A 13,989-nucleotide genomic window follows, 5' to 3' on the forward strand; every position below is an offset into this window, starting at 1 on the left:
CCCGGGGTGCCGGACCGACGTGAGCGGAGCCATCCCATGTCCTTCGGACCGCAGCCCTGGCAGCACGGGCCGCCGCATCCCGGTGAACCCACGGCCCTCGCGCACCCTGCGGCGGAACACGAGCGGCAGGACGCCGACGAGGCGGCGCGGCTGGCCGTCGGACTGCGGCTCGGCCTGCGGATCGCCGCCGTCTGGCTGCTGTGGGTGCTGCCCGCCGCCGTCGCACCGGGCGTGTACGGCACACCCGTCGCCGGACCCGTGAGCCTCGGCGTGCTGCTGGCGGCGGTGCCGCTCGCGGTCGGGGTGCACGCGCTGGTGGCGTACGGGCGACGGGTCGACCGGATCGGGCCGCGGCCGGGCGCCCGGAGGTGGCCGTGACCGCGCTGCTCGATCCCTCCTCCCGGTCCCTGGTGTTCGCCGTGTTCTCGGTGTTCGTCGTGGTCTGCCTGATGCTGTGCGTCGTCACCGGCGCCGACGAGGACGACCGGGCACTCGTACGGTCCGACAGCCGCCGGCTGCGTTCCTGGCAGCAGGGCGTCGCGATGGGCGGCGACACCACCACGGTCGCCACGGTCACCGTGCTGGTGGGCATGGTGGCCACGTTCGGCTTCGACGGCCTCGGCGTCATGCTGGGCAGCCTGGTCGGGGTCATGCTGTTCCTGGTGCTGGTCGCCGAACCGCTGCGCAGGCACGCCTCGCTGACCGGCGCGGACCTGCTGGACGCGCGCGGCAGCGGCGGGCCCGCGGTGCGGGTCTCGTGGGGTCTGGTGACGCTGGTCGTCTGTTTCCCGCTGCTGGTCGTGCAGTTGGTGGTGGTCGGCAACGTCGCCGCGGCGCTCCTCGGCCAGCCGGGGATGCGCGGCGGCTGCATCGTCGTCATCGGCTGTGTGATGACGGCGCTGGCCGTCAGCGGCGGGATCAGGGGCACGGGTGTGGTGATGATCGCGAAGTCGGCGATCGCCCTGCCCGTGCTGGTGCTCGCCGCCGTGCTGGTGCTCGACCGCTTCGGCGGCGACGTCGGGCGGCTGCTCGACGCGGCCGCGCACGGCTCCGGGATGGGCGAGGCGTACCTGCGTCCGGGCGGCTACACCGGTGACGGGTGGGAGGGGGCCGTGAACCGGATCGGGCAGACCGTCGGCATGTCGATGGCCACGCTGGCGATGCCCGCCGTGCTGATGCGGGCGATCTCGACGAAGAGCCCGCGCGGAGCCCGCTCCGGCGGCCGCTGGATGCTGGGCGAACTGGTCCTGCTGTACGGCGCGCTGGCCGTCGTCGGTGTGGGCGCGGCGGCCCTGGCCGGCGAGGCGCTGCGCGAGGCCGGTCCGGCGGCGCAGGTGTTCACGCCGCTGGTGCTCGGGCGGGCGCTCGACAGCGGGGGTCTCCTCGTCGCTGCCCTGGCCTGTGTCCTCTTCCTCACCGCGCTCGCGGCCGTGGTGGACGTGACCCTCGCCGCCGGCATCGCCCTGGGACGGGACGTGCTGGGGGCGTACGGCACGACGGACGGTGCCGCTTCCCGGTGGTCGGCCGCCCTGACCGGGGCGGTGTGCTCGGTCGTGGCGGTCGTCGTCGCCGACTGGAACCTGGTGGTCGTCTCCACGCTCTGGCTCGCCGTCTGCGGCGCCGCCCTCGCACCCGTCCTGCTGTACGCCCTGTACTGGCCGGGGTTCACCGCCCGGGGCGCGCTGTGGTGCCTGTGGGGGGCGACGGCGCTGAGCATCGTGGCGCTCGCCCTGTCGCCGTACGTGTCCGGCGCGCCGGGGTCGATCTTCCCGGAGCGCGACTTCCGGATCTGGGACGTGACGATCCCGGGCCTGGTGACGGTGCCGGCCGCGTTCCTGCTGGGCTGGCTGGGCAGCGTCACGGACCCGCGCCGGGCGGCGGGCGGGGCGGCGGGGCCGGGGCGCCGCGAGGCGCTGGACACCGTCTGAGGCGTTCGTGTGCCGTCCGCCGGTGGCCTCCGGCGGACGGCAGGGCCGTCCGGGCGGTGCCGACGGCTCCGGACACCGGGGGCGCAGTCCGCGTGCCGCCCGCCGATGACTTCCGGCGGGTGGGACGGTCGTATCCGGTACACGCACCCGGATGTGGAGGACACCATGCCGCGGAAGATCACCGCCAGCCTGTTCATCTCGCTCGACGGCGTCGTCGAGGCGCCCGACCAGTGGCACTTCCCGTACTTCAACGACGAGATGGGCGCCACCGTGGACGCGGGCCTGACCACCGCGGACGTCATGCTCTTCGGCCGCCGGACGTACGACAGCTTCGCCGGTGCCTGGCCCGGGCGGGAGGCGGCCGGTGGCGAGGACGCCGGCTTCGCCAAGAAACTCGGCGACATGCGGAAGATCGTGTTCTCCCGTGGCCGGCTCGCCCCGGAGTGGCGGAAGACCGAGCAGGCGCGGGGGGAGGTCGCCGAGGTCGCCGCCGCGCTGAAGGGCGAGCCGGGCGGTGACATCGCGCTGAGCGGCTCCGTCTCCGTCGTCCGGCAGCTGCTGGCCGCGGGCCTCCTCGACGAACTGCACCTCCTCGTCCACCCCGTCGCCGTGCGCAGGGGCATGCGGCTGTTCGACGAGGGCGAGCCGTCGATCCCGCTCCGGCTGTTGATGTCCCGGACGTTCACGACGGGCGTGCTGCACCTGGTGTACGGGCCCGACACCGCGCCGCCGACGGGCGGTTACGAGGAGGCCGTCGCCACGCTCGGGGAGTGAGGGCCGGGGGCGGCTCCGGGGGGCGCCGCCGAAGCGGGGCGCGTCCGGAGGACGAACTCCGGCGTCCCGGGCAGCCGGGAGGAGTGCGGAGCCCCGGGCCCTGGGGACGCGGCGTACGGAGTCGTCCGGTGTACGCCGCTGGGTTCTCGGGCTCGACCGTCGACGACCCGACCAAAGCGCGGCTGACCAGCACCGGCGTCCGCCGGCACGGCCCGTCACCTGGGGGCGGAGCAGTTCCGCGCCGTGCGGGTCGCCGCCCCGGCCGGCCTCCATGCGCTCGGCTGCGTCCTGTACGGACTGCTGACAGGGGGCCACCGTTCTCCGCCCGGACCCCGTGTGGGCTCTCCGAGCACCACCTGCGCGCGACGGCCGCCCCCGCCCGGGCCCATGAGGCAGCACTGGCCCCTCTCACGCTCACGCCGGACGCCGCGGCCACCCTGCTCACTCCGCATCGGCAGGCGACGGACCGAACGCCCCTCGTACCTCGCCCTCGCCCTCGCCGTGGTGACGTGCTCCCCTAACCGCACGGTCCCCGAACCGGCCTGCCCGGTCGCGTAGCCGGCGGGCGGGCGCGCCGTACGGGCCGGATTCCGGTGACGGCCGTTCACCGTGCGCCGACGACCGGCCGTCACGTCCACGGCCTATGCCGTCACCGGGCTCGGGACGCGGGTGTGATGGAGAAGACCTGCTTCGCGCTCCCGTCGCAGGGCTCCGTCACCGCGGGTGCCGCGACGGACCTCCTGGCCCCGCTGATGCCCACGCAGCCACCGCCGACCACGTGGAGCACGTACTGATCGCCTCCGCCGGAATCGGACGGCTCGACGCGGAACCTGCTCGTCTTCTCGCAGGCGGTCCAGGGTTCCAGCAGGGCGGCCCCGGTGCGGGCGGTCACCGCGTTCAGACACCCCTTGTCGTGGTCGGGGTGGAACCACTGCACGCGGAACGTGCCTCCCCCAGCGGGGATCAACTCGGTCTCCTGGGGCGCGACGTCCTCGCACGGACGCTGCACGGCCACCAGCGAGTCGTACCCTTCGGCGAGCCCGTCGGTCAGACACAGGCCGTCCGCCACGACCGGGCGGATCTCCACGGGACCCCGCGGCAGGACGATCCGCTTTCCCGGAGACGCGGACGCGCCCGCTCCGCCCTTCCCCGGACCGTCCGAACCGCCGGGCGGGCCGACGATCCACACGGTGGCGGCCACCAGGGACAGCACGACGAACCCCAGCAGGGGCAACAGGGGCACCCGGCGCCACCCCGGTCCACGAGGGGCGTGCGGGCCCGGTGCCACCGGCTCGTCCCGGTCGCCGGCCGAACCCGCCCCGCGGCTGACGGCTCTCTCCCGGGCCTCCAGCCACTCCCGCTCCCGCTCCCCGTCCCCGCAGGCCCGGACGAACGCGGCCACCAGCTCGGGACGCGGCGTGACCTTCCCGCCGAGGACGTCCGCCAGCGTGCTGCGCGCCAGTGTCTCCCCGCGCTCGGCGGCGCGTTTCTCGAGCTGCCGGTACGTCAGCCCCGACCGCCTCTTGAGGTGCCGCATGGCAGCGGCCAGCTCGTCCGTATCACCGACCCGCTGCGGATGAATCTCCCCCGTGTGCGCCATGCGTCCAGCGTGTGCCGTCCCGCCGCACGCGGACAATACCGATTCCGGTCCTTCGCCGCGCGTGCCGGACAGGATCCGGACAAGCCTCTGACCTGCCCGGACAGCGAAAACTTGTCCGGGACAGATCTTGCTGTTGCCGCGGCCGGCTCCGTACCCACAAGCTCGGATCAGTCCGGCGGCGGGCCCCGACGAGGTCCGCGCACCGACCGATGCCGCGCCGTACGCGGAACGGAACCGAGCCGGGCGATCCCACGCACCACACGAAGGAAACGGAGGACAGGCATGCTCGTACAACTGCGGACGATCTCGGACCGGCTGCTCGACAAGGTGGCCCCGACGACGAGTGCGTCGGCGGCCGACTGCTGGCAGAGCGAGTGCATCTACCGCCGCTGCGAGGGACGCACCACCACGCTGATGTGGTACGAGCTCTGCGAGGACTACCAGCGGGTCGGTTACTGCGGCTGCCGCATGTAACGGGCTCTGCCCATCACGTACCACCGCACCTGCAAGGCACCGGCTCCGCCCGGCCCACACCGGGCGGAGCCGGTCCGCGGGGACCCGCCGGTCCTCCGCCCCAGCGCCCCAGCGCCCCAGGTGCTCAGTCGACGGGAGGGGTTCTCGTTCCGATGAACTACGTGATCGTCAGCGGCCGGGTCCTGCTGGGCCTCGTCTTCCTGTGCTCGGTCGTCGGCAAGGTCCGCTCCGCGGAGGCGTACCAGGCCTTCCGGCTCGCCGTGGCACAACTCGCCCCGCCCCTGCGGCGCGGGACGAAGGCTGTGGCGCCCCTGGTGATCGCCGCCGAGGCAGCCGTGCCGGCGGCGCTCGTCGTCCCCGCGACCGTGAACCTCGGCTTCGCGACGGCCACGGCTCTGCTCCTGGTGTTCACCCTCGCCCTGGCCGGGGTGGTGCGGCGGAAGGGAAGCGCCGCTTGCCACTGCTTCGGCGGCTCGGAACCCGTGGCCCCCCGGCACGTGGCGCGCAACGTGCTGCTGGTGGGCGTGGCCCTCGCCGGACTGGTGGGAGGGTTCACCACGGCGGAGACGGCGGCCGGCTCACCGGCGGGACTGCTCCTGGCCGTCGGCGGCGGGGCACTCCTGGCGCTGTTCACGGTGACCCTCGACGACCTGGCCCACCTGTGGGGCCCGGTGGACATCGAGGAGGCCGGAGCATGACGTGGGCTCCCGCCGTACTCACGGCACTCGGCGTCGGGTGCGCGGTGGCCGGCGCGGTCGCGCTGGTCCGCTGCCGGTACGTCGTCGTCACCGTGGAGGGCGACAGCATGACCCCCACCCTCGCCGACGGGGACCGGGTCGTGGTCCGCCGCACCCGGCTCGCCGCGGTCCGCAGCGGCCAGCTCGTCGTGTCCGGGCCACCCACCGGTGAGCGCTGGAACCACCTCCCCCTGCCCGCGTGGCTGATCAAACGTGCCGCCGCCGTCCCCGGGGACCGCGTGCCGAAGGACGCGGGGCCCGCGCTGCGGGTCCTGGCCGAGGACCGCGTGCCGGACGGACGACTCGTGCTGCTCGGGGACAATCCCCGGCGCAGCCTGGACTCCCGCCACTGCGGCTACTTCACCTCCGGCCAGCTCCTCGGCGTCGTCGTCCGCCGGCTCCCGCGCGCGGCGGCCGGTGACGGCCGTCCCCTCCCACCGCCCGGCCACGACGGCCGGACCGTTCCCGGAAGGATCAACCCGCCATGGCGTACCTGACCGCCGTCGTGACGCTGTTCGGCCTGCTGAGCATCGCCAATCTGATACTGACCCTGGGGGTCGTCCGACGGCTGCGCGCCCAGCGGGACGGCTCCCCGCCCGCCGCGAAGGGCGACCCGTTCCAGGGTTCGGGACTCTCCGTCGGTCAGCGCGTCGGCGGCTTCTCCGCGCACGACACCGAGGGCAGGCCGTTGACCAGGGACAGCCTGCGCGAGGGAATGCTCGTGGCGTTCCTGTCCCCGGGCTGCCTTCCCTGTGAGGAACTCCTGCCGAGCGTGGTGGAGTCGGCCCGGGCGGCGGGACCGGGCCGGGTCCTGGCCGCCGTGGTGCTGAACGAGGACGACGGAGCGCGGCCCGACGCGTTCGTCGCCGCGTTGTCGCCGGTGGCCACGGTCGTCGTGACGCGCCTCGACGGCGAACTGGCCCGGGCCTTCGACATCCAGGGCATGCCGACCGGCGTCCGCATGGGCCGCGAGGGCCGCATCGCGGACAGTGGCCGCGCCCTGCTCCGCGTTCCGCACCCGACGAGGGCCGGTGCATGAGCGGGCGGACCGGCAAGGGACCGGGCCGGCGGACCGGCGGCGACGAGGGGCGTCGCGCGGACGGCGGGAAGGAGCAGCTCGCGCCGCGCGAAGCGGTCGCCGCCGCCCGCGGTGCGGCGGCGCTCGCCTGGCGGTCGGCGCCCGCGCATCTGACGGGCCTCGTGGCCGTCGCCGTGGCTGCCGCCGGGGTGCCCGTGGCCGTGGCCTGGCTCACCCGGCTCGTCCTGGACCGGCTGACCGGTGCCGGCCAGGCGACTCTGCTCGGGCTGGCCCTGGGGCTCGGGGCGCTGGGGCTGATGGCGGCACTGCTGCCGCATGTCAGCCAGTACCTGGGCGCACGGCTCAACCGGGCGGCGGGGACGCGGGCGGTGGACCGGCTCTTCACGGCCGTCAACTCCTTCGGCGGACTGGCCAGGTTCGAGGATCCGCGGTTCCAGGACCGGCTGCGGATGGCCCAGTCCGCGGGCAGTCAGACCGTCGGCCGCGTCGTGGAGACCGGGCTGAGCATCGCCGGCGGGACCCTGGGCGTCGTCGGGTTCGTCGTCGCGCTCTTCGTCATCAGCCCGGCGATGACCGGGCTCGTCGTCGCGGCGGCCGTGCCCGCGCTGGTCGCCGAGCTCCGGCTGTCCCGCCGCCGCGCGAAGAGCGCCTGGCGCATCAGCTCGGCGCAGCGCAGGGAGTTCTTCTACCAGTCCCTCCTGTCGAGCCTGGACGCGGCCAAGGAGATCCGGCTGTTCGCGGCCGGGGACTTCTTCAAGAAGCGGATGCTCGACGAAAGGCGCACGGCCGACGCCGAACGGCAAGCAGTGGAGCGCAGGGAGCTCGTCACCCAGTCCGGTCTCGCCCTGCTCGGCGCGTTCGTCGCCGGCGGCGGACTGGTCTGGGCGGTACTCGCGGCGCGGCAGGGGCGGTTGACGGTCGGCGACGTCTCGATGTTCGTGGCCGCCGTCGTCGGCGTGCAGGGCGCGCTGTCCGGCCTCGTCGGTTCCCTCGCCGACGGGCACCACCAACTCCTGCTGATGAAGCACTACATGGCGGTCCTCCGGGCCGACCCCGATCTCGGGCCGCCGGCCGGCCTCACTCCCCTGGACCGGCTCCCCGCACTGCGCCGGGGCATCGAGTTGCGCGACGTCTGGTTCCGGTACGGCGACGACAGCCCCTGGGTGCTGCGCGGCGTGAACCTGTTCATCCCCGGCGGCACGGCCGTCGCCCTGGTCGGGCACAACGGCGCCGGGAAGAGCACCCTGGTCAAGCTGCTGTGCCGGTTCTACGACCCGACCCGGGGCGAGATCCTGTGGGACGCGGTCGACATCCGCCGGGTACCCGTGGACGCCTTGCGCCGCCGGCTCGGCGCGGTGTTCCAGGACTACATGAACTACGACCTCACCGCCGGGGAGAACATCGCCGTCGGTGACGTGCGGGCGCTCGGTGATCCGGCGAGGCTGGCCACCGCCGCGCGGGAGGCCGGTGCGCACGACGTGGTGGCGAGGCTGCCGCACGGGTACGACACCATGCTGAGCCGCGTCTTCGCCGCCGGCGGCGCCGAGGACGACGCCGGGGCCCTGCTCTCCGGAGGCCAGTGGCAACGCCTCGCCCTGGCCAGGGCGTTCCTGCGCACGGACCCGGACCTGCTCATCCTGGACGAGCCGAGTTCGGGCCTGGACGCGGAGGCCGAGCACGACATCCACCTGCGGCTCCGGCGGTACCGGGCGGGCCGCACCAGTCTCCTGATCTCGCACCGGCTCGGCGCGGTCAGGGACGCCGACCGGATCGTGGTGCTGGCCGGGGGCCGGATCACCGAGGAGGGCTCCCACGCGGAACTGCTCGACGAGGACGGCACGTACGCCCGGCTCTTCACCGTCCAGGCCGACGGCTACCACCGCTGACGCCTCCCGCACCATGGTGGAACCGACGGCGCCCGACCCGGCCCGGTCGGCGCGGGCACGAGGGCGGAGCGGCGGTGCTCACCAGACCTTCGCCGCCTCCTCCACGGACCGCGTCCCCGCCCCCGCCCCCCGCGGACACCGGACCACTCAGCACCACCGGACGCGGCCCGACCCCCGGCACCACATGGGCCGACAGTGGGACTGTGTTGTCCAGCCGCCTGGCGGCAGGACCGTCCGGGCGGACCTGCTCGACACCAGTCCCTGATCACTTCGACGGCCAACCGCGCCGGGTTGAGTCGCGGAACGATATTCAGGGCCTTCGCCCGCGACCGCGCTGGGGCCGCACCCTTACTCCGCTGCCCTTAGGCCTCCACGGGCAGCGCGGGGAACACGACCACCGAGCCGTCCCGGTCGCGGGCGATCTCGATCGCCACGTCCGTCGGGCGGCCGTTGAGTGCGACGCCGTCGCCCAGGCGGCGGATCTGGTATGACGCGCGCAGGAGCCGGTCGACCTCACCGGTCGTGAAGACGGGGCGCTTGCTGTTGGGGCGCGCCAGCTCCAGCGTCGACAGGCGCACCAGCACACTGGCGATGCCCGACTCCAATGCTTCGAGACGCAGTTCGTCATCCTTCAGGGCGCGGGCGAAATTCTCGAACAGGTTGTCGGGCTCGCTCTGGGCTCGCTCCACCGCCTGAAGGACGTTGACGCGCCGCTTCAGCGCGATGGCCAGCGAGGCCAGTTCGAGGTGGGTGCGGAACGTACCGCCCTGGTCGTCCACGCCGGGGAACGAATCGGCCAGCGTGCCGATCTCGACGGGCTCGCCGGCGGGCAGCTTGCCGAGCGCGCTCCGCCAACGGGCCAGACGGATGTCGGCCTTGCTCAGTGCCGTGTCGATGGTGTGTACCGCCGAGTCGAGTCCCAGCGAGACGCCCAGCTTGCCTTGGTCGAGCAGGATGGCCGTGGCCTTGTCGACGGCGGGACGGCAGCCGTTGAGTGCGCTGTGCTCGTCGTCGAGCTTGTCGGCCTGCAGCTGCTCCAGCAGGTCCGTGATGTGCGCGATGGCCTGCTGCCGCTTGCGGTCGGCGTGCGCGCTCACCCCGACGGCCACCGCCATCAGCACGAGCGGAGCGGCCACAGTGAGCACCGCGCCACCCGCGGCCGCGGCGCCGGCGGTCGCACCCGCGCCGCCGACCGTGCCCGCCGCCGCCGCTCCGCTGACCGGCACAAGTGTCGCTTTGGCGGCGATCTGGCCCGTCGCCGCATGCACGAGGGTGCCGTAGAACTCGCCCGTGGACCCCTTCGGCTCCATCCAGCGCACCAGCCCCTGTCCGAACTCGGCGGCGACCTTCGCCGGGACCACCATGCGGCACAGGATTTCGCCGGAGGCCGTGGCCTTGGCCGCCGTGGCGGAGGCCTTCGCCGACTGCGTGAGGAGCTGCGACAGGTGCTGCGCCAATGGGCTGGCGGCATCGAGCGGGATGCCCTTGCTGCGGTCGAGCTTGTCGGGCAGCGGGTGCGCCTCGAGCGTGGCGATCGGCTGGTCGGCCAACGCGGCCAGTACCCCGCGCAGTTCGGCCAGCCGCTCGGTCGTCATCGGCCCGTCCCCGATCACCGCCGGCACCTGGACGTCACCTGTCGCCAGCGTCCAGACCGGAACGTTCGGCGTCTTGCGATAGTCGATCATCGTCCCCCCGACTCATCCCCACGTCAGCCTGCGTCTGACGTCCCAGCAGAACGGTATCGCCGAATCACGACGCCGTGTGTCACTCGGCTGTCCGGCGTCGTCCCCACCGCGGCAGCCATGCTGGACGCCGTTCGTCTTCGGCAATCGCGCGCCACGTCAGGGTGAGGCCTACGCGTACGCCACGGTGCGCATCCGGATGCGATGAGCTACCGGCACGGGGTCGTGGGGAGGGCGGGGCCGGTCAGGCGGTCGGGTGGATGACGAGCTTGAACTCGGCCAGGACGATCTTCCGGGCCACGCTGTCGTCGTGGGTGGCGCGCAGGGCGAGGGGGACGGCCGGGTCGACGAAGATGCCCCACTGCTTCGTCCAGCACTGCATGCCGATGCTCGGCGGCCGGTGCTCCGTCGCGGTCGTGTCGTTGGGGGTGGGGGTGAGACCGAGGGGGTCGCGGACGAACTGGTCGCGCAGTTCGTCGTAGCCGCCCGCCTCCCACTGGATCATCGCGTAGAGGTCGCCCCACCCGGCGGTGCTGGGCCATATCAGCCCGGAGCGGGCGTCGGTGTCCCAGCTGGTGACGGTGTAGCCGTCCGGCTGGTTGACCTGGTGCATGGTGAAGACGTCGTAGGACTCCGCGGTCCCGAAGGGGAACCGGATCACCGTGTAGGGGCTGTTGGCCGGGACCGTCTGCGGGGTGTCCCGCTTCAGGGAGCAGACCTGCACTCCGGCCGACGCCGTGGCATGTGTAGACATGTTGTCAGATATGCCCGTCGCGGACGCGCCCGATGTCGTCCCCCCTCGCCGTTCGGATCCCAATCTCCGTTCGACGTACAACCGTTCGAGGGCCTGGTCCGTCTTCTCCGGTGACCGCCTTGGTCGCATGTACGAGGAGACCGTCATTACCGCCATACGCAAGACCCTGACCGCCACCGCCGTAGCCGCCGCGGTGCTGGCCGGTTCCGCCGCCTGCGGCACCGTGGAGAACCTGTCCGCCGGGCAGAAGCTGGACAACGCCTTCGACAAGCTCGGCGAGGAGCGCTCGCTCTCCTTCGAGCTCGACCTGGACACCGACGTCGCGTCGCTGAAGGCGCTGGACGCGGAGCTGGCGGAGCCGGGCGACAAGATGACCGACGAGGTCGCCGAGCTGCTCAGCGGGGCGAAGATCTCCGTGTCGGTGACGTCGAAGAAGCCGTTGGAGAAGTCCGGCGAGAAGGACTTCAGCGCGATGGCGATGAAGTTCAGCAACGCGGACGGCGACCTGTTCGAGTACCGGCTGGTCGGCGACTACACCTACGCGCGCGTCGACGCGGAGGCGCTCGGCAGGATGTCCGGCGCCCCCATGCCGTCGGCCGACGAACTCCCGGACAGCGCGGGGGCGTTCAAGAAGCTGCTCGCCGGCGAGTGGATCAAGCTGTCGACGAAGGAGCTGGAGAAGGCCGGCGGTCCGGCGGGTCCCGGGGGTGAGGAGCCCTCGGCGGAGCCCACGCTCGACGCCAGGACGCAGAAGAAGCTCACCGAGGCGCTGCGCCAGGTGATCGCCGCCGAGGTCGACTTCAAGACCTCCGGCGGGTCGGACGGCACCGAGCACATCAAGGCCACGGCGCCCTTCCGCACGCTGATGACCGAGCTGTTCGACGAACTCCGGCCGCTGCAGAAGGAGCTGCCGGAGATGGCCGAACTGCCGACGGCCAAGGACTTCGCGGATGCCCCGAACGAGAAGGTCACCGCCGACTTCACGCTGAAGAACGGGGAGCTGACCGAGGTCTCCGTGGACCTGGCGAAGCTGGCGGAGACGGCGAAGGTCAAGAAGCTGGCGCTGGTGCTGCGCGTGGGCACGGGCAAGAAGACCACGGCGCCGGCGGGTGCCACCGAGGTGCGCATCGACGAGCTCATGGAGGGCTTCTTCGGCGGTGCCGCCGGAGCGGCCTTCGGGGAAGAGGAGTTCGAGGGGGAGTTCGAAGAGGACTTCCCGGTCGCGTAGCGGAACCGGCGGTCGGGCGTACGGTCCGGGGCCGCCCCCGGGCCGTCCGGGCCGGGGGCGGCCCGGACCGTACGCCGGATGGGACGGGTGGGACGGGCGGCGGGTGGCGGCCGGGGGTCAGGCGGGTGTCTTCGCCGCGGCCGGCGTCACCGTGTCCCAGTGGACCGTGCGGTCGCACCAGCGGTCGATGAGGGTCTGGTCGTGGCCCACCGCGAGGAGGCCGGCCCCGGTGGCGGTGCGGTAGTCCTCCACGACACGGACCAGCGCGGCCGTGGTCGACGCGTCGAGCATCGCGGTCATCTCGTCGCAGATCAGCCAGCGGGGGCGCAGCACCAGGGCGCGGGCGACGCAGGCGCGCTGGAGCTGGCCGTCGCTGACCTCGTGGGGGCGGCGGGTGAGCAGGTCCGGGGTCAGGCCGACGGTGTCGGCGAGTTCGGCCACGCGGGCCGGGGCCGACGCACGCCGGCCGGTCGCCCGCAGGGGCTCCGCGATCAGGTCGGCGAGGCGCAGGCGGGGGTCGGCCGAGAGTCGGGGCTGCTGGAAGACGACCCCGATGGCGGTGCGCCGGGCGCGGGGCGCGCGGTGGCGGTAGCGGTGGACGGGGGTGCCGTCGAGGACGACCCGGCCGGAGTCGGGCCGGTGCAGGAGCGCGGCGACCCGGGCGAGGGTGGACTTGCCGCAGCCGCTGGGGCCGAGCAGGCCCACGGCCTCACCGGGGGCGACGGTGAGGTTCGCGTCGCGTACGACGGGGGCGCGGCGGTCGTAGCCGGCGGTGATGGCGTGCAGTTCAAGCACGGAGGTCCTCCGGGGTGCGGGCCGGGGCCGGGTGGTGGCAGGCGACCGAATCCGTGAGGGGCGGGAGGGTCGCGCAGATGCCCGTGGCGCGGTCGCAGCGGGGGGCGAAGGCGCAGCCGTCGGGGAGGCTGCCGAGTTCGGGGGGCAGTCCGGGGATGGGCGTGAAGGAGCGGTCGGGGAGGGCCTCCAGCAGGCCCCGGCTGTAGGGGTGGCGGGGACCGGGAGCACCGAAGAAGGCGTCCGCCCCGGTGATCTCGACGATGCGGCCCGCGTACATGACGGCCACCCGGTCGGCGACGCGTTCCGCCGCCGCCAGATCGTGCGTGATGATCAGCAGGGCGCGGTCGGCGTCGACGTGGCGGCGCAGTTCGTCGACGGTGCGGTCCACGAGGTCGCGGTCCAGGCCGGTGGTGGGCTCGTCCGCCAGGAGCAGGGGGGCGTCGCCGATCAGGGCGAGGGCCGTGGCGGCCCGCTGGGCGAGACCGCCGGAGAGTTCGTGGGGGTGGCGGTCGAGGTGGTCCAGGGGGAACCCGGCTCGCCCGGCCGCCTGTTCGGCGGCGGTGCGCAGGGTGGAACGGTTCCGCTCGCCGGTGAGCTGCGCGACCGTCTCCTCCATCTGGGAGCGGATGGTGCGGACGGGGGTGAGGTGGGCGGCGGGGCTCTGCGGGATGAGGCCGATGCGGCGGCCCCGTACGGTGCGGGCGAGGGTGCGTTCACCGGCGGTGAGCAGGTCCAGGTCGCCGAGGTGGGCGCTGCCCGCGGTCTGGGCGTTGGCCGGGAGGAGGCCGAGCAGCGCCGAGGCCAGGACGGACTTGCCGCAGCCGCTCTCGCCGATCAGGGCGAGGCACTCCCCCGGTGCCACGTCGAAGTGGGCGTCGGTGACGGCGGCGATCCGGCGGCCGCCGGGCAGCAGGAAGCGGACGGACAGTTCGCGCACCGACAGCACGGGGGCCCGCCCGGCCGGCCCGGCAGCCGCCGCGGGCGCGGGGAGGTGCCCGGTCACGGCACCGGCCTCCCCGGTCTCGGACACCGGCACAGGACCCGGCCCGGTCACGGCGCCGGACTCCGCGGCACCGGGCGCGGGAACGCGCT

General features: G+C 73.7%; 14 protein-coding genes. 9 read left to right on the forward strand and 5 right to left on the reverse strand.

Annotated features, from left to right (window positions below; all coding sequences use genetic code 11):
* The first annotated feature begins 36 nt into the window (after positions 1–36).
* The 3 genes from IE118_RS12635 (at position 37) to IE118_RS12645 (ending at position 2,702) form a co-directional block, all read left to right on the forward strand.
* Entirely contained in the window at positions 37–378 is a 342-nt protein-coding gene (locus IE118_RS12635; protein ID WP_189557895.1) for a DUF485 domain-containing protein, read from the forward strand.
* Positions 375–1,928, forward strand: coding sequence for a sodium:solute symporter family transporter (locus IE118_RS12640; protein WP_189557896.1), 1,554 nt, complete (start codon positions 375–377; stop codon positions 1,926–1,928). The genes IE118_RS12635 and IE118_RS12640 overlap by 4 nt, the downstream gene beginning before the upstream one ends.
* Positions 1,929–2,093: 165 nt before the next feature.
* The gene (locus IE118_RS12645) at positions 2,094–2,702 is read left to right on the forward strand and encodes a dihydrofolate reductase family protein (protein WP_189557897.1); all 609 of its coding nucleotides are present in this window, start codon (positions 2,094–2,096) and stop codon (positions 2,700–2,702) included.
* 649 nt (positions 2,703–3,351) lie between these two features.
* Here the strand turns inward: IE118_RS12645 and IE118_RS12650 are convergent.
* Entirely contained in the window at positions 3,352–4,302 is a 951-nt protein-coding gene (locus IE118_RS12650) for a helix-turn-helix domain-containing protein (protein ID WP_189557898.1), read from the reverse strand.
* A 282-nt stretch (positions 4,303–4,584) separates the two neighbouring features.
* On the opposite strand from IE118_RS12650, the gene IE118_RS12655 reads away from it, so the two are divergent.
* The 5 genes from IE118_RS12655 (at position 4,585) to IE118_RS12675 (ending at position 8,438) form a co-directional block, all read left to right on the forward strand.
* Positions 4,585–4,776, forward strand: coding sequence for a hypothetical protein (locus tag IE118_RS12655; RefSeq protein ID WP_189557899.1), 192 nt, complete (start codon positions 4,585–4,587; stop codon positions 4,774–4,776).
* A 152-nt stretch (positions 4,777–4,928) separates the two neighbouring features.
* Positions 4,929–5,474 carry a MauE/DoxX family redox-associated membrane protein gene (locus tag IE118_RS12660; RefSeq protein ID WP_189557900.1) on the forward strand — a complete coding sequence of 182 codons (546 nt, stop codon included), beginning with the start codon at positions 4,929–4,931 and terminating at the stop codon, positions 5,472–5,474.
* Positions 5,471–6,010, forward strand: a complete 540-nt coding sequence (locus tag IE118_RS12665) for a S26 family signal peptidase (protein ID WP_189557901.1) — start codon at positions 5,471–5,473, stop codon at positions 6,008–6,010. The genes IE118_RS12660 and IE118_RS12665 overlap by 4 nt, the downstream gene beginning before the upstream one ends.
* The gene (locus IE118_RS12670; protein ID WP_189557902.1) at positions 5,998–6,552 is read left to right on the forward strand and encodes a TlpA disulfide reductase family protein; all 555 of its coding nucleotides are present in this window, start codon (positions 5,998–6,000) and stop codon (positions 6,550–6,552) included. The genes IE118_RS12665 and IE118_RS12670 overlap by 13 nt, the downstream gene beginning before the upstream one ends.
* Positions 6,549–8,438, forward strand: a complete 1,890-nt coding sequence (locus IE118_RS12675) for an ABC transporter ATP-binding protein (RefSeq protein ID WP_189557903.1) — start codon at positions 6,549–6,551, stop codon at positions 8,436–8,438. The genes IE118_RS12670 and IE118_RS12675 overlap by 4 nt, the downstream gene beginning before the upstream one ends.
* Before the next feature lie 362 nt (positions 8,439–8,800).
* Here the strand turns inward: IE118_RS12675 and IE118_RS12680 are convergent, their stop codons facing one another.
* Both IE118_RS12680 and IE118_RS12685 read right to left on the reverse strand, forming a co-directional pair.
* Complete coding sequence (locus tag IE118_RS12680) at positions 8,801–10,123, reverse strand: hypothetical protein (protein WP_189557904.1); 1,323 nt, start codon at positions 10,121–10,123, stop codon at positions 8,801–8,803.
* A gap of 241 nt (positions 10,124–10,364) precedes the next feature.
* Positions 10,365–10,874, reverse strand: coding sequence for a hypothetical protein (locus IE118_RS12685; protein WP_189557905.1), 510 nt, complete (start codon positions 10,872–10,874; stop codon positions 10,365–10,367).
* A 127-nt stretch (positions 10,875–11,001) separates the two neighbouring features.
* Between IE118_RS12685 and IE118_RS12690 the strand changes: the two genes are divergently transcribed.
* Positions 11,002–12,102, forward strand: coding sequence for a hypothetical protein (locus IE118_RS12690; protein WP_229846786.1), 1,101 nt, complete (start codon positions 11,002–11,004; stop codon positions 12,100–12,102).
* Positions 12,103–12,219: 117 nt separating this feature from the next.
* Here the strand turns inward: IE118_RS12690 and IE118_RS12695 are convergent, their stop codons facing one another.
* Positions 12,220–12,897, reverse strand: coding sequence for an ABC transporter ATP-binding protein (locus IE118_RS12695; RefSeq protein ID WP_189557906.1), 678 nt, complete (start codon positions 12,895–12,897; stop codon positions 12,220–12,222).
* Positions 12,890–13,900, reverse strand: a complete 1,011-nt coding sequence (locus IE118_RS12700) for an ABC transporter ATP-binding protein (protein WP_229846795.1) — start codon at positions 13,898–13,900, stop codon at positions 12,890–12,892. Before IE118_RS12700 ends, IE118_RS12695 begins: the two co-directional genes overlap by 8 nt.
* Positions 13,901–13,989 lie beyond the last annotated feature (89 nt).

The organism is Streptomyces pilosus (genome assembly GCF_014649835.1).
Taxonomy (GTDB): Bacteria; Actinomycetota; Actinomycetes; order Streptomycetales; family Streptomycetaceae; genus Streptomyces; species Streptomyces pilosus.

Excerpts from the sequence above, each read along its gene's own strand:
- IE118_RS12635 (WP_189557895.1), top strand. The coding sequence starts at position 37 with ATGTCCTTCGGACCGCAGCCCTGGCAGCACGGGCCGCCGCATCCCGGT.
- IE118_RS12645 (WP_189557897.1), top strand. The coding sequence starts at position 2,094 with ATGCCGCGGAAGATCACCGCCAGCCTGTTCATCTCGCTCGACGGCGTC.
- IE118_RS12650 (WP_189557898.1), bottom strand. The coding sequence starts at position 4,302 with ATGGCGCACACGGGGGAGATTCATCCGCAGCGGGTCGGTGATACGGAC.
- IE118_RS12655 (WP_189557899.1), top strand. The coding sequence starts at position 4,585 with ATGCTCGTACAACTGCGGACGATCTCGGACCGGCTGCTCGACAAGGTG.
- IE118_RS12660 (WP_189557900.1), top strand. The coding sequence starts at position 4,929 with ATGAACTACGTGATCGTCAGCGGCCGGGTCCTGCTGGGCCTCGTCTTC.
- IE118_RS12665 (WP_189557901.1), top strand. The coding sequence starts at position 5,471 with ATGACGTGGGCTCCCGCCGTACTCACGGCACTCGGCGTCGGGTGCGCG.
- IE118_RS12670 (WP_189557902.1), top strand. The coding sequence starts at position 5,998 with ATGGCGTACCTGACCGCCGTCGTGACGCTGTTCGGCCTGCTGAGCATC.
- IE118_RS12675 (WP_189557903.1), top strand. The coding sequence starts at position 6,549 with ATGAGCGGGCGGACCGGCAAGGGACCGGGCCGGCGGACCGGCGGCGAC.
- IE118_RS12680 (WP_189557904.1), bottom strand. The coding sequence starts at position 10,123 with ATGATCGACTATCGCAAGACGCCGAACGTTCCGGTCTGGACGCTGGCG.
- IE118_RS12685 (WP_189557905.1), bottom strand. The coding sequence starts at position 10,874 with ATGTCTACACATGCCACGGCGTCGGCCGGAGTGCAGGTCTGCTCCCTG.
- IE118_RS12690 (WP_229846786.1), top strand. The coding sequence starts at position 11,002 with ATGTACGAGGAGACCGTCATTACCGCCATACGCAAGACCCTGACCGCC.